General features: G+C 66.1%; 20 protein-coding genes. 9 read left to right on the top strand and 11 right to left on the bottom strand.

Going from position 1 to position 19047, the window contains the following annotated elements; all coding sequences use genetic code 11:
• The first annotated feature begins 118 nt into the window (after positions 1-118).
• A complete protein-coding gene (locus B0T44_RS16385) occupies positions 119-529 on the top strand; it encodes an SdpI family protein (RefSeq protein WP_077120488.1) in 411 nt (136 codons plus the stop codon).
• A gap of 4 nt (positions 530-533) precedes the next feature.
• Here the strand turns inward: B0T44_RS16385 and B0T44_RS16380 are convergent, their stop codons facing one another.
• From B0T44_RS16380 to B0T44_RS16365, 4 genes are all read right to left on the bottom strand, one after another.
• A complete protein-coding gene (locus B0T44_RS16380) occupies positions 534-1583 on the bottom strand; it encodes a 3-oxoacyl-[acyl-carrier-protein] synthase III C-terminal domain-containing protein (protein WP_081512209.1) in 1050 nt (349 codons plus the stop codon).
• Entirely contained in the window at positions 1583-2236 is a 654-nt protein-coding gene (locus B0T44_RS16375; protein WP_077120484.1) for a DUF8713 domain-containing protein, read from the bottom strand. Before B0T44_RS16375 ends, B0T44_RS16380 begins: the two co-directional genes overlap by 1 nt.
• Entirely contained in the window at positions 2233-3933 is a 1701-nt protein-coding gene (locus tag B0T44_RS16370) for a thiamine pyrophosphate-binding protein (RefSeq protein WP_077120482.1), read from the bottom strand. Before B0T44_RS16370 ends, B0T44_RS16375 begins: the two co-directional genes overlap by 4 nt.
• 252 nt (positions 3934-4185) lie before the next feature.
• Positions 4186-4836, bottom strand: a complete 651-nt coding sequence (locus B0T44_RS16365; protein WP_077120480.1) for a YqgE/AlgH family protein — start codon at positions 4834-4836, stop codon at positions 4186-4188.
• Positions 4837-4960: 124 nt separating this feature from the next.
• On the opposite strand from B0T44_RS16365, the gene B0T44_RS16360 reads away from it, so the two are divergent.
• Positions 4961-5722, top strand: coding sequence for a lysophospholipid acyltransferase family protein (locus tag B0T44_RS16360; protein ID WP_077120478.1), 762 nt, complete (start codon positions 4961-4963; stop codon positions 5720-5722).
• Between the two features lies 1 nt (position 5723).
• On the opposite strand, the gene B0T44_RS16355 is transcribed toward B0T44_RS16360, so the two are convergent.
• Positions 5724-6035 carry a GNAT family N-acetyltransferase gene (locus tag B0T44_RS16355; protein ID WP_077120476.1) on the bottom strand — a complete coding sequence of 104 codons (312 nt, stop codon included), beginning with the start codon at positions 6033-6035 and terminating at the stop codon, positions 5724-5726.
• Positions 6036-6154: 119 nt separating this feature from the next.
• Here B0T44_RS16355 and B0T44_RS16350 point away from each other — a divergent pair, with 119 nt between their 5' ends.
• Positions 6155-7738 carry an alpha/beta hydrolase gene (locus tag B0T44_RS16350; RefSeq protein ID WP_254854236.1) on the top strand — a complete coding sequence of 528 codons (1584 nt, stop codon included), beginning with the start codon at positions 6155-6157 and terminating at the stop codon, positions 7736-7738.
• Positions 7739-8082: 344 nt separating this feature from the next.
• Positions 8083-9204 carry a glycerate kinase gene (locus tag B0T44_RS16345; protein WP_077120474.1) on the top strand — a complete coding sequence of 374 codons (1122 nt, stop codon included), beginning with the start codon at positions 8083-8085 and terminating at the stop codon, positions 9202-9204.
• Between the two features lie 232 nt (positions 9205-9436).
• Here the strand turns inward: B0T44_RS16345 and B0T44_RS16335 are convergent, their stop codons facing one another.
• Positions 9437-9787 carry a winged helix-turn-helix transcriptional regulator gene (locus tag B0T44_RS16335; RefSeq protein WP_077120472.1) on the bottom strand — a complete coding sequence of 117 codons (351 nt, stop codon included), beginning with the start codon at positions 9785-9787 and terminating at the stop codon, positions 9437-9439.
• A 146-nt stretch (positions 9788-9933) separates the two neighbouring features.
• Here B0T44_RS16335 and B0T44_RS16330 point away from each other — a divergent pair, with 146 nt between their 5' ends.
• Both B0T44_RS16330 and B0T44_RS16325 read left to right on the top strand, forming a co-directional pair.
• Complete coding sequence (locus B0T44_RS16330) at positions 9934-10812, top strand: NAD(P)-dependent oxidoreductase (RefSeq protein WP_077120470.1); 879 nt, start codon at positions 9934-9936, stop codon at positions 10810-10812.
• Between the two features lie 217 nt (positions 10813-11029).
• Positions 11030-11842 carry an ArsR/SmtB family transcription factor gene (locus B0T44_RS16325; RefSeq protein ID WP_077120468.1) on the top strand — a complete coding sequence of 271 codons (813 nt, stop codon included), beginning with the start codon at positions 11030-11032 and terminating at the stop codon, positions 11840-11842.
• A 60-nt stretch (positions 11843-11902) separates the two neighbouring features.
• Here B0T44_RS16325 and B0T44_RS16320 read toward each other — a convergent pair whose 3' ends face one another.
• The 4 genes from B0T44_RS16320 to B0T44_RS16305 all read right to left on the bottom strand — a co-directional run bounded on the left by B0T44_RS16320 (position 11903) and on the right by B0T44_RS16305 (position 15206).
• The gene (locus tag B0T44_RS16320; RefSeq protein ID WP_077120466.1) at positions 11903-12658 is read right to left on the bottom strand and encodes a hypothetical protein; all 756 of its coding nucleotides are present in this window, start codon (positions 12656-12658) and stop codon (positions 11903-11905) included.
• A 505-nt stretch (positions 12659-13163) separates the two neighbouring features.
• Positions 13164-14264 (bottom strand): zinc-binding dehydrogenase, encoded by a 1101-nt coding sequence (locus B0T44_RS16315; protein ID WP_077120464.1) that lies wholly within the window; start codon positions 14262-14264, stop codon positions 13164-13166.
• Between the two features lie 133 nt (positions 14265-14397).
• Positions 14398-14745, bottom strand: a complete 348-nt coding sequence (locus B0T44_RS16310) for a DoxX family protein (RefSeq protein WP_077120462.1) — start codon at positions 14743-14745, stop codon at positions 14398-14400.
• A 101-nt stretch (positions 14746-14846) separates the two neighbouring features.
• Positions 14847-15206: an Rv2640c family ArsR-like transcriptional regulator gene (locus B0T44_RS16305; protein ID WP_077120460.1), complete on the bottom strand. Its 360-nt coding sequence runs from the start codon at positions 15204-15206 to the stop codon at positions 14847-14849.
• Positions 15207-15304: 98 nt separating this feature from the next.
• Between B0T44_RS16305 and B0T44_RS16300 the strand changes: the two genes are divergently transcribed.
• Complete coding sequence (locus B0T44_RS16300; RefSeq protein WP_077120458.1) at positions 15305-15790, top strand: ArsI/CadI family heavy metal resistance metalloenzyme; 486 nt, start codon at positions 15305-15307, stop codon at positions 15788-15790.
• Positions 15791-16096: 306 nt separating this feature from the next.
• Positions 16097-16543 carry a nitroreductase/quinone reductase family protein gene (locus B0T44_RS16295; RefSeq protein ID WP_077120569.1) on the top strand — a complete coding sequence of 149 codons (447 nt, stop codon included), beginning with the start codon at positions 16097-16099 and terminating at the stop codon, positions 16541-16543.
• A 31-nt stretch (positions 16544-16574) separates the two neighbouring features.
• On the opposite strand, the gene aroQ is transcribed toward B0T44_RS16295, so the two are convergent.
• Positions 16575-17048, bottom strand: coding sequence for a type II 3-dehydroquinate dehydratase (gene aroQ, locus B0T44_RS16290; RefSeq protein ID WP_077120456.1), 474 nt, complete (start codon positions 17046-17048; stop codon positions 16575-16577).
• Between the two features lie 320 nt (positions 17049-17368).
• Here aroQ and B0T44_RS16285 point away from each other — a divergent pair, with 320 nt between their 5' ends.
• Positions 17369-19045, top strand: coding sequence for an NTF2-like N-terminal transpeptidase domain-containing protein (locus B0T44_RS16285; protein ID WP_077120567.1), 1677 nt, complete (start codon positions 17369-17371; stop codon positions 19043-19045).
• Positions 19046-19047: the final 2 nt, after the last annotated feature.

The following is a 19047-nucleotide window of genomic DNA, read 5'->3' as shown; positions in this document are numbered from 1 at the left end:
TACGCGCTGACTAGCCCAAAAAGGGTGTACGGGTCGCGCGGCGTGATCGGCGCCACGAAGTGGGCTTTCACCGGGTGCGGGGCGGTGGGGCCGAACAGCGCTGGGGTAGCCTGCACAGGTGTTCGTTGTCGCTCTTCTGTTGTTCGCGCTGGCGGTCGTGGCCCTGGCGACGGGAGCGCTCGGACTGACCGGCCGCCTACCACGTAACCGTTTCGTCGGCGTGCACACCGAGGCCGCGCTGCGGGACCCGGCAGCCTTCCGCGCCGCGAACCGTGTCGCCGCGCCCACCTCCATCGCCGCGGGCGCCCTGCTGTCCGCCGGTGCGCTGGTCTCCCTCGCCGCCGACGGTGTCGTCGCCGTCCTGGTCGCGGTAGTCGTCGCCGCGATCGCCCTGTTCACTTTGGGCGCCGGAGCCGACGCAGGCGCCCGTGCGGCCGCCGCCATCGCCCCGCCCCCGGAAGATATCGGCGGCTGCGGTCACTCCTGCGGCGCCTGCTCCCTGCGCGATACCTGCCAGCCGGCTACCTGAGCGCTCACCCCGCCGGATCCACCCGGCCCGTCGGCGCTGCCCCCCATCGCACCGCTGCGGCGGCCGCGAAATCACCGGCGTGCGCGAACGCCGACAGCAACACCACCGACCCGTTGCGTAACCGGCCTGCCCGGTTTTCGGTATCGAGGGTCACCGGAATAGCGGCGGCGAACAGATTCCCGCACCGGTCGAAGGTGTCAGGATGCCGTTCCGGCGGCAGTTCGAGCGCGTCGTGCCAGTTGCGCAGGAACATCCGGTTGGGCTGATTGGTGACGAAGTAGTCGATATCGCGGCTCTTCACCCCGATGCGTTCGCATACCGCCGCCGCGACCTCGGGCACCAGGCGGTTGCCACGCGCGAACACCTTCATCACCTTCGATTCGGTGAAATTCACGCAGACCTGCCCCTGGCCGGGCTCCCAGTACCGCCGGTCGCCGCCGAAAGTGGAAAACGACATATCTCCGGCGCATTCGGGATAGGTGCGGCATTCGATATCGAGAATCGGGGCGCTGTCGTCGCGGACCAGCAGCCCGACACCGCAACCGTCGCCGGGAACCGGGGCCTGCGCGAGCTTGCGGATCTCGGGTTGGGTGAACACCGGACCGGCGCAGTTCTGGGTCGCCGCGATCAGCGCGGTACGCGCCCCGGTGGACTGCAGCAGTATCCGGGCCAATGCCATCATGTGCACGAATGCCGCACATCCGCCGTTGTGGATGTCGAACACCCACCCTGGCCGCATACCCAGCCGCCGGGCGACTTCCGGGCCGCAGCCGAGCACCGGGAAGTCCGGCAGCTGGGTATGGGTTATCAGAACGTCGATATCGTCGAAAAGCCCCGCACCGTGCCGGGCGGCCAGCGGCGCGACGGCCTGTTCCACCATGTCCACCGCGGTTTCTCCGCGCCGCACGTGATGGCGAGTGTCGGGTGCACGGAACATCACGTGCCGGGCCATCCGCTCCGAACGCGAGAACCGGGTGAAGTAATCGGTGCCGATCGGTTCGCCGGGTAGGTAGCTCGCCACGTCCACCAGGCTCACCGTGCCCGGATCCGCCATCACCGCATCCAGTCCGGTCTGATCGGCAGCCCGTGCGCGGCACGGTATTCACAGATCGCTTTCAGATTGTCGAGTTCCAGGCGGTGCCCGGCGGCGAACATTTCCCAGAAATCACCGACCCACACCGGCCGTCCCGGCGGCGCGGTCTGCGGATACGGGTTCTGGTCGTAGAACGGGTGCTTGCAGTTGGTCCACAGCACCACCGACCCGGGCTCGTGCACGACGAGCTGCGCGTCGACAACCCGCATCAGGTAGATCATCCACAGGTGCTGTCCCTGATCCCAGGCGCAGTGATAGTCGATGGTCATGGCGTCGGGGTTGGCGACGGTACGGGCGTAGATCTTCGTCGTATCACCGAGCCGGTCGTGCGCCACCCACAGTCCCGGTTCGTCGGTCTCGGTGAAACCGCGCAGGCTGTAGGTCCATTCCTCCAGTGACCTGGTATCAGCCAGATAGTCGAATACTTCGCGGGGCGGTGCGGCGATGTAATCCTGTACGGGGCAGAATTTTCCGTAGATCTGGTCGTGCGGATACACCGACCGCAGCATGTCCATGATGACCGGTGTGGTGGCTTCCCGGTCGGAGTTCTCGATGCGCAGCAGCCCGGGCAGCGCCGGGATATCGCTGAGTGCGGGCAGGGTGCTGGTGGTCACGGTGCGCTCCTCAAAAACGGCGAGAACGGGGGTATTTCGTCGGCAGCACAGTCGACTTCGACCAACGACGGGCCTACACCGCCGAAGGATCCGGCCAGCGCCGCGGCAAGCTGATCCGGTGTGTGCACCGAACGCACCCGCAGTTCGGGGAACATGGCCGCCAGCCCCGCGCCGAGCCGGGCCGGGCGGAACCTGTTGAAGCTGTAGCGGCCCTGGTAATAAAGCTGTTCACGGGACACGCACATGGCGTGGGCGTTGTTGTTGCAGATGACGAAGGTGACCGGCAACCTGTGCTCGACCGCCGTGTGCACCTCCATACCGTGCATATAGAACGCCCCATCGCCTGCGATGACCACCGTGCGCCCACCGGTCGCGAACGCAGCGCCGATCCCGGCCCCGAACGCGTACCCCATGCCGCCCATGCCCAACGCGACCACGAACCGCCCACCACGCGGCACCCGTAGATGATGCACCACCGCGGCGCCGGTGTTCCCCGCGTCGGCGAACACCGCCGTACCAGCGGGCAAGGCGGAACCGATCGCCTCGACCAGGGGCCCGTACCGCACACCGGGACCGTGTGCTTCCGGGACCCGCAGCGAGGTCAGCATGCTGTGTGCCCGGCCGTCGTAATCGGGGTTCGCGGCGTGTGTCGACGCATCGTCCGGCGCTTGCGGCTGGGCGGTCCCGGTGTGCGCCGGATCGAGTTCGGTGGCGAGCCTGCCGAGGCTGTCTCGCAGATCGGTGCAGGTGGCGTGCACGGCCGGCGGATACGGTTGCGCGAGGCCGATACCGGCCACTGTGGTGTCGGCGAGCAGTTCGTCGAGGCCGGTGCGGGCGGTGACCGGCAGCGGGGTGCCCACCAGTAGGCACAGGGTCGCCGAGCGCAGCGCAGCGGTCAGTTCGGGATGCCCCATTGTGCCCGCGACGCCGCAGAACGCCGGGTCACGGTTGTCGTAGGTATCCTTCGCATCCGGCGCGACCCCGACCGCGGCGTCCAGTACGGCGGCCAGCCGGGCCAGTTCGGCGCGGGCGTCGTCCCTGGCTATCTGGTCGCCCGCAATGATCACGATCTTGCCGGTGCGCCTGGCCTCGGCGAGCATCGCGCGTACCCGCGTGTATTCGCTGTCGTCGCACCAGTGCAGTGGTTCGGGCGGCTGGAACGCGGCGACCTCACCCATCGCGGCCTGTTGCACGTTCTTGGGTAGTAAGAGGACGGCGGGTCCGCCGCGTCGCGCGGCACGGACCGCGCGCGCCAGCCGTTCGGGTAGTTCGGCGGCGGATTCCACGCGAGTGCAGTACCGACTGATCGACCCGAACAGCCGGATCGCGTCGATGGCGCCCGATTTACCACTGGAATCCTGGAAGGCGCCGTGCCCTTCCACTGTGGTGGGCGGCTGGCCGACCAGGGCGAGTACCGGGACCCGCGACGCATACGATTCGGCGAGCCCGGCGACGAGATTCATCGCACCACCACCGGAGGTTGCGGCCACAACGCCGAGCCGGGTCGTGATGCGCGCGTACCCGTCGGCCATGGCGGCAGCGGAGAACTCGTGTTTGGCGACCACGCCGGTCAGCAGGCTGTTGTCGAAGATCGCGTCGTAGAGGTCTTCGATATTCGCGCCGTCAACGCCGAAAATATGCCGCACACCGAGGCCTGAGACAGCGCGCGCCAGATAGTCCACCACTGTGCCGCGCATCGACCCTCCTTCCGCCGCTCGCAGCGGTGTATGCAGGTCATACGGTCGTCGCGTACTGTGCGGTTCACTTCCTGGGGTAGTTTCGGTGCGTGCTCGGCGTCGCCGACCGTCCGGCTGTGGTGGGCTCGGCATCTGAGCGCATCGCTTCGCCCGACCGGCGGAGCCCGGATAATCGAACAGCCCTGGTCGCCACGGAAACGCAGCGCGGGTGATGACCTCTCACCGGAGCTGTCCGGCGGGGAACGCGTGCGTTCAGTTGCGTTCGAGTTCGATCGGGTGGGTGGCCAGTAGAGACAGCGGCAGGGGTTGTCTGCGCAGCACCTGCGCCCACAGATCGGTGCGGCGGCCGCTGATCGGGTCGCTGGGCAGCGCGGACACCACGAACCAGTCGTCGTTGTCCAATTCGCTTTCCAACTGACCGAAGGTCCAGCCCGCATAACCGGCGAAAACGCGGATACCTTCCACCAGTTGACCCACCCGGTCCGGGTCGGCATCGAGGTCGACCAGCACCACCCGGCCGTCCACCCGGCGCAGACCGGGCACGCCCTCGATGGACGCGCCGACCCGCACCGTGCCCAGGCACAGCGCCGCATCGCGTTTCACGGGTCCGCCGACGAACAGGGTGCGCGGGGCAGCCACGACATCCGCCCATTGCGGCAGCACATCGTGTACGGCGGTATCGCTCGGCCGGTTCAACACCACGCCGAGGCTGCCTGCCTCGTTGTGTTCGATGATGTAGATGACTGTGCGGCGGAAGGTCGGTTCGACCAGGTCGGTGGAGGACACCAGCAGCGTGCCCGCTCGCACCGTCTGCTCCCCCTGCCGGAAACCACGCTGTCCGGCGTTCGGGTTGTCACCACCGCCACGGGTCTGGCGATCATCCGGGTCTTCTGCGCGTGCCACCTCGTCATCATCGCAGCTATCCGGCCGTCGCGCCGCACTAGTGGCCCGGTCTCCTCGTCGCCGCGACCTGGGCAAGATCAACTCTTCAGACGGTGAGCCCGCTCGGCGCCGTAGAGTCGGCGCCATGGAAGCGCCCGAGGTGCTGCTGGACAACAGCGACGCCGTTTACCAGTTCTACCGTTCCCACCGCCAAAACCGGCTCCAGGCATTCGCCGCGTATGCCCTGCTCGGGCAGCGTTTCCAGCCGCGGGTCAGCTACGCTGACGGCGCGCGGGCACATATCGTCGAGCTGATGCGGCGGCGCACCCCGCTGCTGATCGCGATCAACCATCTGTCCCAGCTCGACCCCTACACCGTTGCCGCCGCCGCGTGGCGTAGCGAACTGCGCCCGATCATCGGGCGGGTACGGGTGCTGGCCAAGGACGAACTTTTCGTCCAGCGCAAACAGCGCCGCCGGATAGACATGATGGGCGGGATTCCGGTCTTCCGCGGCAGCGATCACGGAGTGCGGGCGGTGAACGCGGCCGGGCAGCGGATGATGGATATCTGCGCCGAACGCCTCACCGACGGCGACTGCCTGGCCGTCTTCCCCGAAGGCACCTGCAACGATGTCGATCCGGCCCAGGTGCAGCCGGTCGGCAGTGGGATCGGCCATATCGCGTTCCGGGCGATGAAACTCGGCGCGCAGCCTGCGCTGCTGAGCATGGGGCTCAGCTACGGCCCGCGCCCCGACCCCGCGGTCGAACCGACCAAGGACGAAGCCAAACGGGCCAGCTTCCATGTGGGGATGCCGATCACCGAGTTGCCCGCCCGCCCCGCCGAGATCGCCCGGCTGGTGAAAACCGATCTGCAGTCCGCGCTCGACGCGGCGGTCGCGGCCTACTGAGCTACTGGGGCAGACCCATCCGGTCCCGCGCCCAATGCGGGACCATCGGCAGGTAGTGCGGCCTGGTTTCGATGAAATGGCGCACCATCGAGCACATCGGCAGCGCGCCGAGGCCGTCGCGGCGGGTGTCGTCCAGCGCCGTCTCCACCAGCATCCGTGCGTAGCCCTGTCCTTCGAAGCGCGGGTCGATCTCGGTGTGCACGAAGGCGCGATCGGACGCGGTGTCCTGATATTCGGCGTAGCCGGCGACGGTGCCGTCGACGTGGATCTCGAAGCGTTCCAAGGCGGTGTTGTTGCAGACCTGGGTCGACATGGCTCGACGCTACTCCGGCAGCGCATATTTCGGGTAACTCGCACCCTCGGTGTCGCCGCTCGACTTGCCCGCCGCCGGGGCCGTGCGCAGAATGCTGGGTGGCCGGGGCTGGGCGGGAGGTGACGAATTTGAAGAACCTGCTGCGTCTGTCGCGCATAGCGGCGGCGCTGACGGCCGCGGGGCTGGTCACCGGTTCGCTCGCCGCCGCGCCCGCGCAGGCGGCGCCGGAATTCGGCGCCTGCCCCCAGGGTTCGGTGACCGCGGGCCGGGGTGCGCACTGCGCGGTGATCAGCGTCCCGATGAACTACGCCGAACCGGACGGCCCCCGTATCGAACTCACCGTCAGCAAGATCGCCGCGACGGGGCAGCGGCGCGGTGTCATCTTCGCCAATCCCGGCGGCCCCGGCGCGGATGCCCTCGACTATTGGGCCAACCGCTACCAGCGGCTGCCCGCCGAACTCGCCGCACACTACGACCGGATCGCCGTGCAACCGCGCGGCCTGCGCTGGTCCACGCCGCTGACCTGTGGAACCGGCGACCCCGATAGGGAAGGGCGGCCGGCGTTCGGCAATCGCGCTGCGATGAAGGAAGCCTGCGAAGCCGCCCATCCCGGCTACCTGGAGACCATCACCACCGAAACCACCGCGCGCGATATGGACGCGGTACGCGCCGCGCTCGGCCTGGCGAAGATCAGCTACCTCGGCACGTCCTACGGCACCTATCTGGGCGCGGTGTACGCCTCACTGTTCCCGGACCGGGTGGACCGGATGATCCTGGACTCCAACGTGCACCCCGGCTGGGTGTGGACCGAGGAGTTCGCCCAACAGCAGATCGCAGGCAAACAGCGAATGGACGACCTGTTCGCTTGGATCGCCGAACACCACGACCGATACCGCCTGGGCAGCACCGCTTTGCAGGTGTACCGCAACTGGGTGCGGCTGGTCGTCGACCAGGGCGGCGGTTGGTACGCCAATCTCACCCCGCCGCCCGCCAGCGCAGGCGATCTACCCGGCGAACTGCCCGAACCGTTGGCCGAGATCGTCCGCGACGGGTTCAACGGCAGTGTCGAACAAACCGGCAAACTACAGAACCTGATGCGCGTGCTGGTCACCAGAGGCGCCTCCGAACACGGCCCGCTGCTCGGCGCCACCGCGGTCGCCACCTACACCCGCGCCTACTGGCCCGTGTTCGCCACCGCCATGGCCGAAGCCAACACCGACCCCGCCGATATCGCCCGCCTCCTCGCCATCGAAGGAGCCACCAGCTCCCACCCCACCGGCCGCTTCGTTTTCGCCACCATCACCTGCAACGAGAACGCGACCCCCGCCAGACCGGAGCGGCTGATCACGGCCGCCACCACCCTCGTTTCCGGGGGAAATGCGATGGACGCCCGCGCCGACCTGGTTCGCTCCGGCATCAGCTGCGGCGGCTGGGAACCGGCCACCACTCCGGTCCCGATCAGCGGCGCGGGCCTGCACACCCCGCCACTGCTGCTGCAGAGCCGTCACGACGCGCTGACGAAATACGAGGGCGGTCCCGCTATGGCCGAGGCGCTGGGCGGAACACTGATCACGGTCGAGGGCGGTGATCACGGCACCTTCGGGCGCGGGAACCCGTCGGTGGACGGGCCGGTCATGCAGTATCTGGAAACCGGCGAGGTCAGCGTGCGCAGTGCCGAGCAGGCACCGCTGAACATCCCGTGACATTCCGCGGCCGAGCGTGACCTTGGTACCCGGGTGCGATTGCCATAAGTACGGTCGGGCAGCAGCGATAGGCCGGGAGCCGACCCGCGGCGGTGGTGGTCTTACCGGTGCCGTTGGTGCCGAGTAGGGCGAAGATCCGGGTCGAAGCCGTTCCCGACCGCCCCGGTGGTCTCCGTATTGACGATGCCACCCACGCGCACGGCGAGGCGGAGGCTGCGGGCGTGATGGTGGCCGCGGAGCGGGGCGGACACAGGAACTGGAGTCGGTGGGTTGTCGTGTGTAAGGGTGACAGGCCGAGCCGGGAGGGAGCTGCGAGAACGTATCCGTGGCCGGACAATAGCGCCATGACATCGGCGCCTCGGGTTGTGCTTGCCCCGGACAAGTTCAAGGGCTCGCTGTCGGCTGCCGAGGTTGCGGCGGCGTTGGCGAGGGGGATGCGTCGGGTGCGGCCGGGTATGGGAATCGAGGTGGTTCCGGTCGCCGACGGGGGTGACGGCACCCTGGACGCTTTCGTGACGGCGGGCTGGACTCGGGTGCCGGTGACAGCACCCGGTCCCACCGGTGAACCCGGAACCACCTCGTACGCGCTGCGTGGCGATACCGCGGTGATCGAACTCGCCGCCGTCGTCGGTTTCGCCCGTCTCCCCGGCGGTGTGCCTGACCCGCTCGGCGCCAACACTTTCGGGCTCGGTGTGCTCATCGCCCACGCACTCGACCGGGGAGTGTCACGGATCGTGCTCGGCCTCGGCGGCAGCGCCTCCACCGACGGCGGCAGCGGAATGCTCACCGCCCTCGGTGCCCGGATACTCGACCGGGAAGGAAACGAAATACCTTGCGGTGGTGCGGCTCTGCTCGATGCCGACCGACTGGACCTCAGCGGCCTGCACTCAGGTGTCGCCGCCGCGGAATTCACCCTGGCCTGCGATGTCGGCAATCCGTTGCTCGGGCCGTCCGGCGCGGTCACGGTCTATGCACCGCAGAAGGGCGCTGGGCCGGAGGAACGCGCTGTACTGGAAGCGGCACTGGCGAATTGGGCCAGGATCGCCCACCCGGAGCACGCGACCAGCCCCGGCGCGGGGGCCGCGGGTGGGACCGGGTTCGGCGCACTGGCCGTACTGGGCGCGCGGATGCGCAGCGGTATCGACGTCGTGCTGGAGCTGCTCGATTTCCCCACCCGGCTCGCCGGCGCCATCCTGGCCGTCACCGGCGAGGGCTCCCTGGACGAGCAGACTCTGCACGGCAAAGCCCCGCTCGGCGTCTGCGCCGCCGCCACCAGGGCAAACGTCCCTGTCGCCGCAGTAGCAGGCCGGATACTGCTCACCCCCGAGCAGCTCGAGGACGCCGGGTTCAGCTCGGCCTATTCCCTGACCGACCTGGAGCCCGACCCGATCAGGTGCATAGCCAAGGCCGCCCCGCTGCTGGAGCGGGTCGGCGCGCGCATCGCCGAATCAGTCGATGCAGGATAGGGGTTCGTTCCACTCGGCGTGGCGCAGCGAGGCAGGAAGACACGGTGGCGCAGCCACGCAGGAAGACTCCGCGGCGCAGCACACTCGGCTCGGGCGCAGTTCAGCCGCCTTCTCGGGCGAACGCCTGCGCGGCGGCGAGGCTGTCCTCGTAAACGTGATGCCGGGTGATCAGACCGTTCTCCACGGTGAGGTGCAGCGCGAACGCAGCGCAGACCAGGGCACCCTGACGACGTCAGGAGGCGGCTTTCAGCAGGTCCGCGCGCAGCCGCTGGCGGTGCTTGTCGCCCCATTCCTCCAGCGGGTGTAATGCTTCCGCGAGTTCCCTACCGAGCGGGGTGAGCGAGTATTCCACGCGCGGCGGGATTTCCGGGTACACCTCGCGCCGTACGATGCCTGTGGCTTCCAGATGGCGCAGGTTTTCGGTGAGCACCTTCTCGCTGACCCCGTCCAGCACGCGCCGGATCTGCCCGAACCGTTGCGGCCCTTCGTCCAGCACCCACATCAGGTGCAACCGCCATTTGCCACCGACCACGTCGATCGCCAGCGTCATACCGCATACGTCGTGATCCGTGTCACTCGTCATGGTCGCTGGATCCTCCTGACCTCATTACGGACCTCGGGGTAAGCAACCGCACGCGCGGGTGCGTTCTTGTCGACTCTACCTGCGCGGATGAACATCGTTGACGGCGCCGAAACCTGAACCGTATCCATGAACCGAAGGGGCATCCGATGTCTCAGCAGTACGACAGCCGTTCCGTCACCGTGATCGGTCTCGGCCCGATGGGGCAGGCGATGGTGCGGGCGTTCCTCGCCGCGGGCACCCGGGTCACCGTGTGGAACCGCAGTAGTGCGAAGGTCGACGCGATGGTGGAGTTGGGGGCCGAGCGCGCCGCGACAGTCGCCGAAGCGCTCGACGCCAACGAGGTGATCGTGGTCAGCCTGACCCATTACGCCGCCATGTACGACGTGCTCGGTCAGGCCGTCGACCATCTGCCCGGCAAGGTGATCGCCAACCTGTCCTCGGATTCGCCGGAGAACACCCGCAAGGGTGCAGCCTGGGTGCGGTCGCACGGCGCCCAGTTCCTTTCCGGTGGGTTCATGTCCGTGGGCGACAATATCGAGCATCCCGCGTCGTACCTGTTCTACAGCGGCCCACGCGAGGTCTTCGACGCGCACGCCGAACTCCTGCGCCCGCTGAGTACCCAGGAGTATCTGGGCACCGATGACGGGCTGGCGCAGGTCTTCTATCAGGCGTTGCTGGTCATTTTCCATCCCTGGATGCTCGCCTACGACCAGGCGCTGGCTGTCATCCAGCGTTCCGGTCACGATATCGACCAGTTCCTCCCGTACGCCCAGCGTTCCGCCGAGGCGTTCCCGTTCTTCATGGCCGAGTACGCCAAGTCCGCGAAGAACGGTGGCTGGGGTGATCTGGCGGCTTTCAAGATGATGGACGCGGGCGCGCAACACACCATCGACACGAGCGAAGACGTGGGCGTCGACGCCACCCTGTCGCATACCGCCCAAGCGTGGTGGCGCAAGGCGATCGCGGCGACCGAACAGGAAAACCGGCCTGTTTCGATCTTCGAGCTGATGGGCGGGCGTTCGTGAGCCGGTGACCGTCATCGGCCTCGGGCCGATGGAGCAGGCGCCCCCACTGGCTGCCTGCCTGTGCACCTGTCCGCGGTGCGCAGGCAGGCAGCCTCACGACGCTGCATTGGCTACCCAGTCCTGGTTCGGGTGGGTCGACGGCCTTGACATGCACCCAAATGGCTGCATAGCATTCCTGTTATGCAGCTGCCTGGCTGCATATGCGTGGAGTGGAGATATGGACGAGGTGTTCAAAGCGCTGGCAGACCCCAGCCGGAGGCGGCTACTCGACAGCCTCGAGGCCCGTAACGGGCAGAGCCTGCGTGAACTCTGTTCCGGCCTGGATATGGCCCGCCAGTCCGTCAGCAAACACCTCGCCGTACTCGAAGCGGCCAACCTGATCACCACGCGGCGCAGCGGCCGAGAGAAATTGCACTACCTCAATGCCGAACCCATCAACGCCATCGCCGACCGCTGGATCACCCGCTACCACCGTGCCCGCGTCCGCACCCTCGCCGACCTCAAACAAGCCCTGGAGGCACCGATGAGCAGCACCGATTTCGTCTACACCACCTACATCAAGACCACCCCCGAGCAGCTGTGGCAGGCTCTCACCGACCCCGCGTTCACCGCTCGCTACTGGGGCGCGACCTTCGAAACGGACTGGCAGCCAGGCTCTCCCATGGTGTGGCGGGAACGCGACTGGACGAGCGCCGACCCCGAACAGGTCGTCTTGACGGCGGATCCGCCCCGCACCCTGTCCTACACCTGGCACACCTTCAGCCCCGAACACGCCGAAACCTTCGGCATGGACCCCGAACTGGGCCGCGCCTGGGCAGCCGAACCCAGGTCCAAAGTCACCTTCGAACTCGAACCGGTCGGCGAACTGGTCAAACTCACCGTCGTCCACGACGGTTTCCCCTCGGGTAGCAAGGTCCGCGAAGCCATCCAGGGCGGCTGGCCCGCGATCCTGGTCAACCTCAAAGCCCTCCTGGAAACCGGCGAAACCCTCCCCGAACTCGCCCCCGAGGAATGGCAGCCGACCGCCTAGTCAAGCATTCGCCCCCCAGCCGCGGCCATCTCGTACTCCTATAGAAAGGTCGGCTCTTCGTCATCGCGGCCCAGGAAGGTATGGCACAGGAGGGTATTCCGGTAGCTCTGTATTTTCCTTTGCCACTTGCTCCTCGAGTTCTTTCAAAGAAGATATTTCTTTCGAAGGGCCATGTGAGCCGGTAAAATTCTCATCCCAGTAGCTCCTGAGATGCTGTTCATAGAACGGCAACCAGTCTTCCCACAAGTGAGACGCTTCAGCGACGAAATCTCGGGCTTGGTCCCGGGTGAACCCGCTGAATTGTCTTTCGTACAGGGAAGTGATGAGCTCGTGGGGAGCGCCAATATCCGGGCCGCCGTTTTCGATGATCTCATGCCGTACTTGAGCTTGTACGAACTCGGCTTCCACTTCACGCTGAAATAGTTCAGGTAGGCTGCGCTCCAGCCAGTGTGCGTAGCTCTCGCTGTCGACGGGAGGATCGATGTCTCCCATATATTTCCCCGGATATGCGTGTCCCACTTCATGCGCGAGTACAGCCATGATCTTTTCAGGGTTTCCTTTGAGGTTGTCACTGATCAGAATCTTCTTCTGTTCCCAATGCGTGAGGCCGTTCATGTTTCCCTCAAGGGGGGTGTACGCAATGAACCAGCCATCGGCCCGTAATTTCGCGACTTCTTCTCGGAGAAAAGGGGACAAGGCGATGTACTCATCGACAGTGGGCCCGAGTCCGGAAAGATATTCCTCGGTCGACACCTCGTTAAGGGAATCGCCGCCCACGCTCAGGAGGATCCCGGCGGCGGCAGCAGATAGGGTCACGCGTGGGAACCTGCGATCCTGTTGCTCCAGGCTCCTGGCAGAGTACCGGGCAGTGCTGTTGATCTCCTTGTATTTTCCGGAAAGAAAAGACGTTCCCCTGGTGAGAGTTTCGGAAATTCGTGCAGCGAAATCAAGAAATAACTTTGATTGCAACCTTTTCCCCCATGTTACGAAGCAATTATAAGTCTCATATGCGAAATCCCTCGTATCTTCCTCCGCCCATGTGAGGTACCTTACCATCCGTTACGGTTTCTTCGGGACTGTCACTAACGACGACGAGGGGATTAGGCCGGAGAAGCCCAGTAGCGAGTTCATCTCGGAAAAGTAATACGGTGCGGTCGGCAACCCCGCCGGCCGAGTCTGAACTGGGAGTATTTGCCAATGAAAAGATAGCGTCATACCCTCTTTATCTTCGCGATATGCGGCGCTGTGCGCCAACCGTTATCGATGGTCGGGAAAACGCAGGAGGGAACGTGTTGAGTGCTCGCTCGGCTCGCCTATGCGGTCAGTCGGCCATCTCGATGATGGCCCGTCCAACGATCTCCCCACGCGCCAGCGCCTGGTAGGCGGCGTCGGCTTCGTCGAGCGAATAGCGGCGGGTGATCACGTGTTCGGGGTGGACGGTGCCTGCTGCGACCATCCGCAACAGGGCGGGCATATCGGTGCGGGCTTTGGCGCCGTAGGAGCCGTGGATCTGTAGTTTGCGTCGGACCAGCCGGGCCAGGTCTAGGGAACCAGGGGTGCCGGCGGGGGCGATGCCGACGACAACGGCGCGGCCGCCGTCGTCGAGGATGTCGAGGGCGGTTGCGAATGTTGCGGCGCTGCCGAGGGCTTCGAAGGCTACGTTGACGCCGTGGCCGTGGGTGAGTTCACGCACTCGCGCTACGGCGTCCTCGGTGCGCGAGTTGATTGTGTGGGTGGCGCCGAGTTCGGATACCGCCGCGAGCTTTTCGTCGCTGATATCGATGGCGATGATCTGTGCGACGCCTGCGGCCGCCGCGAATTGCACGATGGAGGATCCGACACCGCCCGCTGCGACCACTGCGATCCGGTCGCCGAGAGTCAACTCGGCGGTGTTGATCGCGCCGAGTGCGGTGAACGAACTGCACCCCAGAATCGACACCGCCTCCAGCCCGACGCCTTCGGGAACGGTGAACACATCGGTGGCGGGCACCACGCAGTATTCCGCGAGCCCGCCCATCGAATACATGGCCAGCGGGGAACCGTCGGCCCGCGCCAGCCTGCTTTGGCCGTCGTAGAGGGTGCCGCCGAGCCGGTTGTAGGCGAAGAACTTCTCGCACAGGTCTTCCATCCCGCGCACACAGTGCCGGCAATCCCCGCACGGCATGATGAAACTGCACACCACGCTGTCGCCGACTGCGACATTGCCGACGCCCTCGCCGACCTCGGCGACCACCCCGGAAACCTCGTGCCCGAGCACCGCCGGAGCCGGAAACGCGACCTCGGATTTCAGCACATGCAGGTCGGTATGGCACACCCCGCACGCCGACACCCGCACCAGCACTTCACCTCGTCGCGGCGCCGGTTTCGGGATGTCCTCGATAACCAACTCGGGTCCGTTTCCGTTGAACACCGCCGCCCTCACGAGCCTCTCCTCCTGCAGTCTGCTCCGGCACACCGCGCTGTCTCGCTCCGCTACGCGCCAGCCGTGGCTTCCTATGTTCACACCGTCTCAGAATCGGGCCGTGCCGGCGGCGGTTCGGCCAACTCGCTCGAGTTCACGCGCCGAGCCCCAGGCCAGCCGCGACAACTACCGGCCCCAGGTAGAGCAGCGGGAACGGGATATGCGAATACGCCCGCGCCCGCAGCACCGTGATCACCGCGCCGAGGAAGTACAGCACCAGCCCGATCGTCGCCAGCACCCCGATCAGCGGCCAGAACAAGCCCACCACCAACCCCACCGCACCGGCCGCCTTGGCCACCCCCAACCACGGCCACCACGACTCCGGCACCCCGTACTCGGTCAACGCCTCCACGACCCATGAGGCGCGCATGAAGACAGCGGCCGCCGAATACCCCACCCAGGCGGCGGCCAGGACCGTGACTACTACGTATGCAATCGACATTGCCGAACTCCTCGTCTGTATCTGCAACTTCACTGAGATGACGGAGTTCGGCAGCCGACTGTGACATCGAGCAGTAGCCGTAAGCGGTGGCTCTTGCCAACTCACGTGCAGCAGTTCGGGTCGAGCACCACGCACAGCGCGCTGAGCGCATCCCGGCGTACCCGGTGGTGGATGTTCATCCCGCGGCGTTCGGATTCGATCAGTCCGGCTTTCTTGAGTTGCCCGAGGTGATGGCTGACTGTGGATTCTGCCAGTCCGATGGTGGCGGCGAGGTCGCCGGTGGTTTCTTCGCCGCGGGGGGTGGTGAGCAGCAGGGACATGAGTTTGACGCGCATCGGGTCGGCGATGGCTTTGAGGCGCAGCGCTACTTCGAGGGCGGCGGCGTCGTCGACCGGGCCTGCGGCGACAGGGGCGCAGCAGACGGGGGCTGACATGTCGATCACGGGCAGGGTCTTCGGCATGAAATCGAGACTACCCAATCTCTTGACATATGTCGAAAAGGTGCAAGGCTCGTGACTGTCAGTAATTCGATATATGTCTCACAAGTGGAGGTGCTGCCATGTCCCGCGTTCAGCTCGCCCTCAACGTCGACGACCTCGAACAGGCGGTTCGGTTCTACTCGACGCTGTTCGACACCGAACCGGCCAAGCGGAAGCCGGGGTATGCGAACTTCGCCATCGCCGAGCCGCCACTGAAGCTGGTGTTGCTGGAGAACCCGGGAAAGGGCGGCAGCATCAACCACCTCGGCGTCGAGGTCGAATCCTCGGAGAAGGTGCACTCGGAAATTGCCCGGCTGACGGAAGCGGGGATGTTCGCTCAGGAGGAAATGGGGACAACCTGCTGCTTCGCCGCCCAGGACAAGGCGTGGGTCACCGCACCCGACGCCGAGAAGTGGGAGGTGTACACCGTCCTCGCCGATAGCGAAACCTTCGGTAGCGCACCACAACCCGTGAGCCTTGCCGACGAGAAGCCGGTGGCGTGTTGTGGCTCGACCGAAGAAGTCGCGGCCGAGGGCGCGTGCTGCGGCACGGCGGCGGCGCGGTAGGGGTGTCTGCTGGGCGGGCCCGCGATGGGTGTGTTCGCGGGCCTGTTGCCTATCGGTCGCATGACGTCCTGGTGGGCCGCTGCATGATGCGGTCGGCGTCGTCGTGTATGTGGGACCGCAAGGGGAGCAACAGTTCTGGGCGATGCCTGACTTGGGGGCGGGTGGCTGTTTTCCGTGAAACTCGATGGCAGCGGGTATGTGGCCGTTGAGTTCGGTAGTCAAAACAAGAGCACTGCTCTTGACTCCGTGCTGTGCACATGCGATAGTTGCTCACAACAGAGAGCAGTGCTCACAAAGGAGATGGAAATGGCCGCCCCCAACCGCTACCTGCGCCCCACCGGCATCGACCCGATCATGAGCAGGTTCATGAACCTGCTGCCGAAGCTGGGCATCAGCGTGTTCGGTTCGCGACTGCTCGCGGTGCGGGGCCGCACCAGCGGTGAGTGGCGGACCACCATGGTGAACGTGATGACCGACGCGGACAGCGCGAAATACCTGGTCGCGCCGCGCGGACACACCCAGTGGGTGCGGAATCTGCGGGTCGCCGGAGGGGGTGAGCTGCGGTTGGGGCGCAAGGTGGAGACGTTCACCGCGACCGAGGTGGCCGACGCCGACAAGCTGCCGTTGCTGCGAGATTACCTGCGGCGCTGGGGCTGGGAGGTCAACCGGTTCTTCGAAGGGGTGACGAAGGATTCGCCCGATGCCGAACTAGCCGCCATCGCACCGGGTGTTCCGGTCTTCCGTATCAGCTGAATTCCCAATCGTATTCGCGGCTGCCGCGTTATCAGGTAGCCAATTGCTCGCGGTGGAGCAGGAATTCGATAGCTGCCGCATAACCATAGACGCCCAGCCCGGCGATCACCGCTGTCGCGATAGGTGAGATGAAGGAATGGTGCCGGAATTCCTCGCGGGCGTGCACGTTACTGATGTGCACTTCGACTATCGGAACCTGCGGGATCACCAACGCGTCACGTAACGCCACCGATGTGTGGGTGAGCCCGCCGGGATTGATCACGATCGCCGATTCCGTGCCGTACGCCCGGTGAATGCGGTCGATCAACTCGCCCTCGGAGTTGGACTGGAAGTCGGTGATCTGCCGCCCGTACCCGGCCGCGGTCTTACGGCACAGTTCGATCACATCACCGAGTGTCTCCGAGCCGTACACCTCGGGCTGGCGGGTGCCGAGCATGTTCAGGTTTGGTCCGTTCAATACCAGGATCGGACCGCCCGCGAGGCGCGGGCCAGCGGTTTCGGCCATGCAGGCAACTTTACCGACGCCCTACTCGCGGCCCGGTTACCTGTCGGCGGCGCGGGCATACTGCGAGCGTCTCGAGTCCGGCACGACTTCCGCGGTAACGCCGCGTCAGGGCGAAACGATCGGTAGCGTGGCGGCGGCTTCGGAAGCTTCGCGACGACCGGCAGTTGATCATGGTCGGTTGTCGTTGCGCAGGAGGATTCGGGCACAATTACAAACGTTCGGCGTCGGTATGGTTCCGGCTTTGCGACGCGTCGCGAACAGCAATTTTTCCAGGTACGGTGGTCTTGTTACTGGAGTGACAAGAGTGAAGAGTGGGCGACATGGATGTGAGGGGATCCCGCCGCTTTCGCTTCCGGGGCGCAGTGGCCCTCACGGGGGTGGCGGCTTTGGTCATCGCAATGGGGTCGTGCGGTTCGAACGAGGAACCGACCGGGCCCGAAGCCGTGGTAGATCGCTTCACCGAACTCCTCGACGACGGCGACTATGCTGCCGCCGCCGAGCTCACCTCCTACCCGAGCGCCGCCTCGGCAACATTGAAGCAAATGTTCGAAGGGCTCGACTCCGGCGAAGTCGACTACGAGAAAACCCAGTTCATCGGGCTCGACCCGGAATCGGGCATTTTCACTATGAACGTCGACTGGAGCTTCGGCGAGAACAAGACCTGGACGTACAGCCGCGAGGGCACCGTCCGCAAACTCGCGATCGGCTGGCGCATCTCCTGGGACCCAGCCGTCGTCCTGCCGGAGCTGAACCATAACCGCACCGTGGAACTGGTGCGCACCACCCCGAACCCGCCACCCCGGGTGGTCGACAACGTCGGCGCTCCGTTGATGACTCAGCAGACCATCAACGTGATCAAACTCGACCCGGCGCGCATACCCGACCAGGTCGCCTCCACCGAGGCACTGGCCGACGCTATCGAACCCGTCGCGCCGCTGATCACCGGATCATCGTTGCGCGAGGAACTGGCATCGTCCGACGGTAAACCCATCGTCGCGGTGAGCCTGCGCGAAGGCGATTTCGCGATCCTGGAACCGCGGATGGCGCCCATACCCGGCGTGGTGATGGAGAAGGAGCCGCGGCTCATCACGGTCGACCGCCGCGTAGGGTCGCCACTGCTGGACGCCATGCACGAGGTGTGGCAGGACAGCCAAGAGCGGCATTCCGGTTGGGCCGTACAACTGTTCGAGAACGGGCGTTTCGTCACCCAGCTGGCCGGTGCGCAGGGCCCCGCCGGACCGGATATCGCCGGAACCATGGATCAACGCCTGCAGCGCGCCATGGCGGAGGCGGTGGTCAGCGTAGGCACCGCGGCCTCCATCGTCGCGATCCAGCCGTCCACCGGCGCTGTGGTCGCGGCCGCGCAGAACAACTACTCCAGCGCGCACGGTCCGGTCGCTTTCACCGGCTTGTACCCGGTCGGCGGCGCCATCGACCTGTTCCGCGCCGCCGCAGCAGCCGCAAAAGGCAAAGCCGAACGCGACGTTTCGGTGCAGGAAGCCGCCGAGGCCGCGGCGATGCTGGGTGTCGGTGTCGACTTCCGGGTGCCCGGCCTGGACGAGGTGACCGGCCGGTTGGCGGTCGCGGGCCGCAGCGCTGAACAGGTCAGTCAGGGCGGCGGGGCAGATGCGGTGCAGGCCAGCCCGTTCGGGATGGCCATCGCCGCCGCCGCGATCGCTCGCGGGGCGGTGCCGCCGCCGATGATCGAACGTGGCCGCCCCAGCGAAACCGATGCTGCGCTGGAACCGCTGCCTGCCCCGGTCACCGACCGTTTGCGCACCATGATGCGCGATGCGATGAAGGATCCCCGGTTCGCGACCCTGCGGATGTACCGCGATGTCACCGGATTCACCGCGAAGGCAGGCGAGGACGGCTGGCTGATCGTCACCATGGGCGATCTGGCGTTCGCCATCCACATCAAACAGATGGATGGCGGCGACGCGGCGGTCAAGATGGCTTCGCGGATGCTGCGCGCCCTGGCCGCCCCGGAACCGTGAGT

It is taken from the genome of Nocardia donostiensis, assembly GCF_002081715.1.
Classification (GTDB): Bacteria; Actinomycetota; Actinomycetes; order Mycobacteriales; family Mycobacteriaceae; genus Nocardia; species Nocardia donostiensis.
Note: the sequence above shows the minus strand (reverse complement) of the source record. Positions and strands in the feature narration are given on the sequence as shown.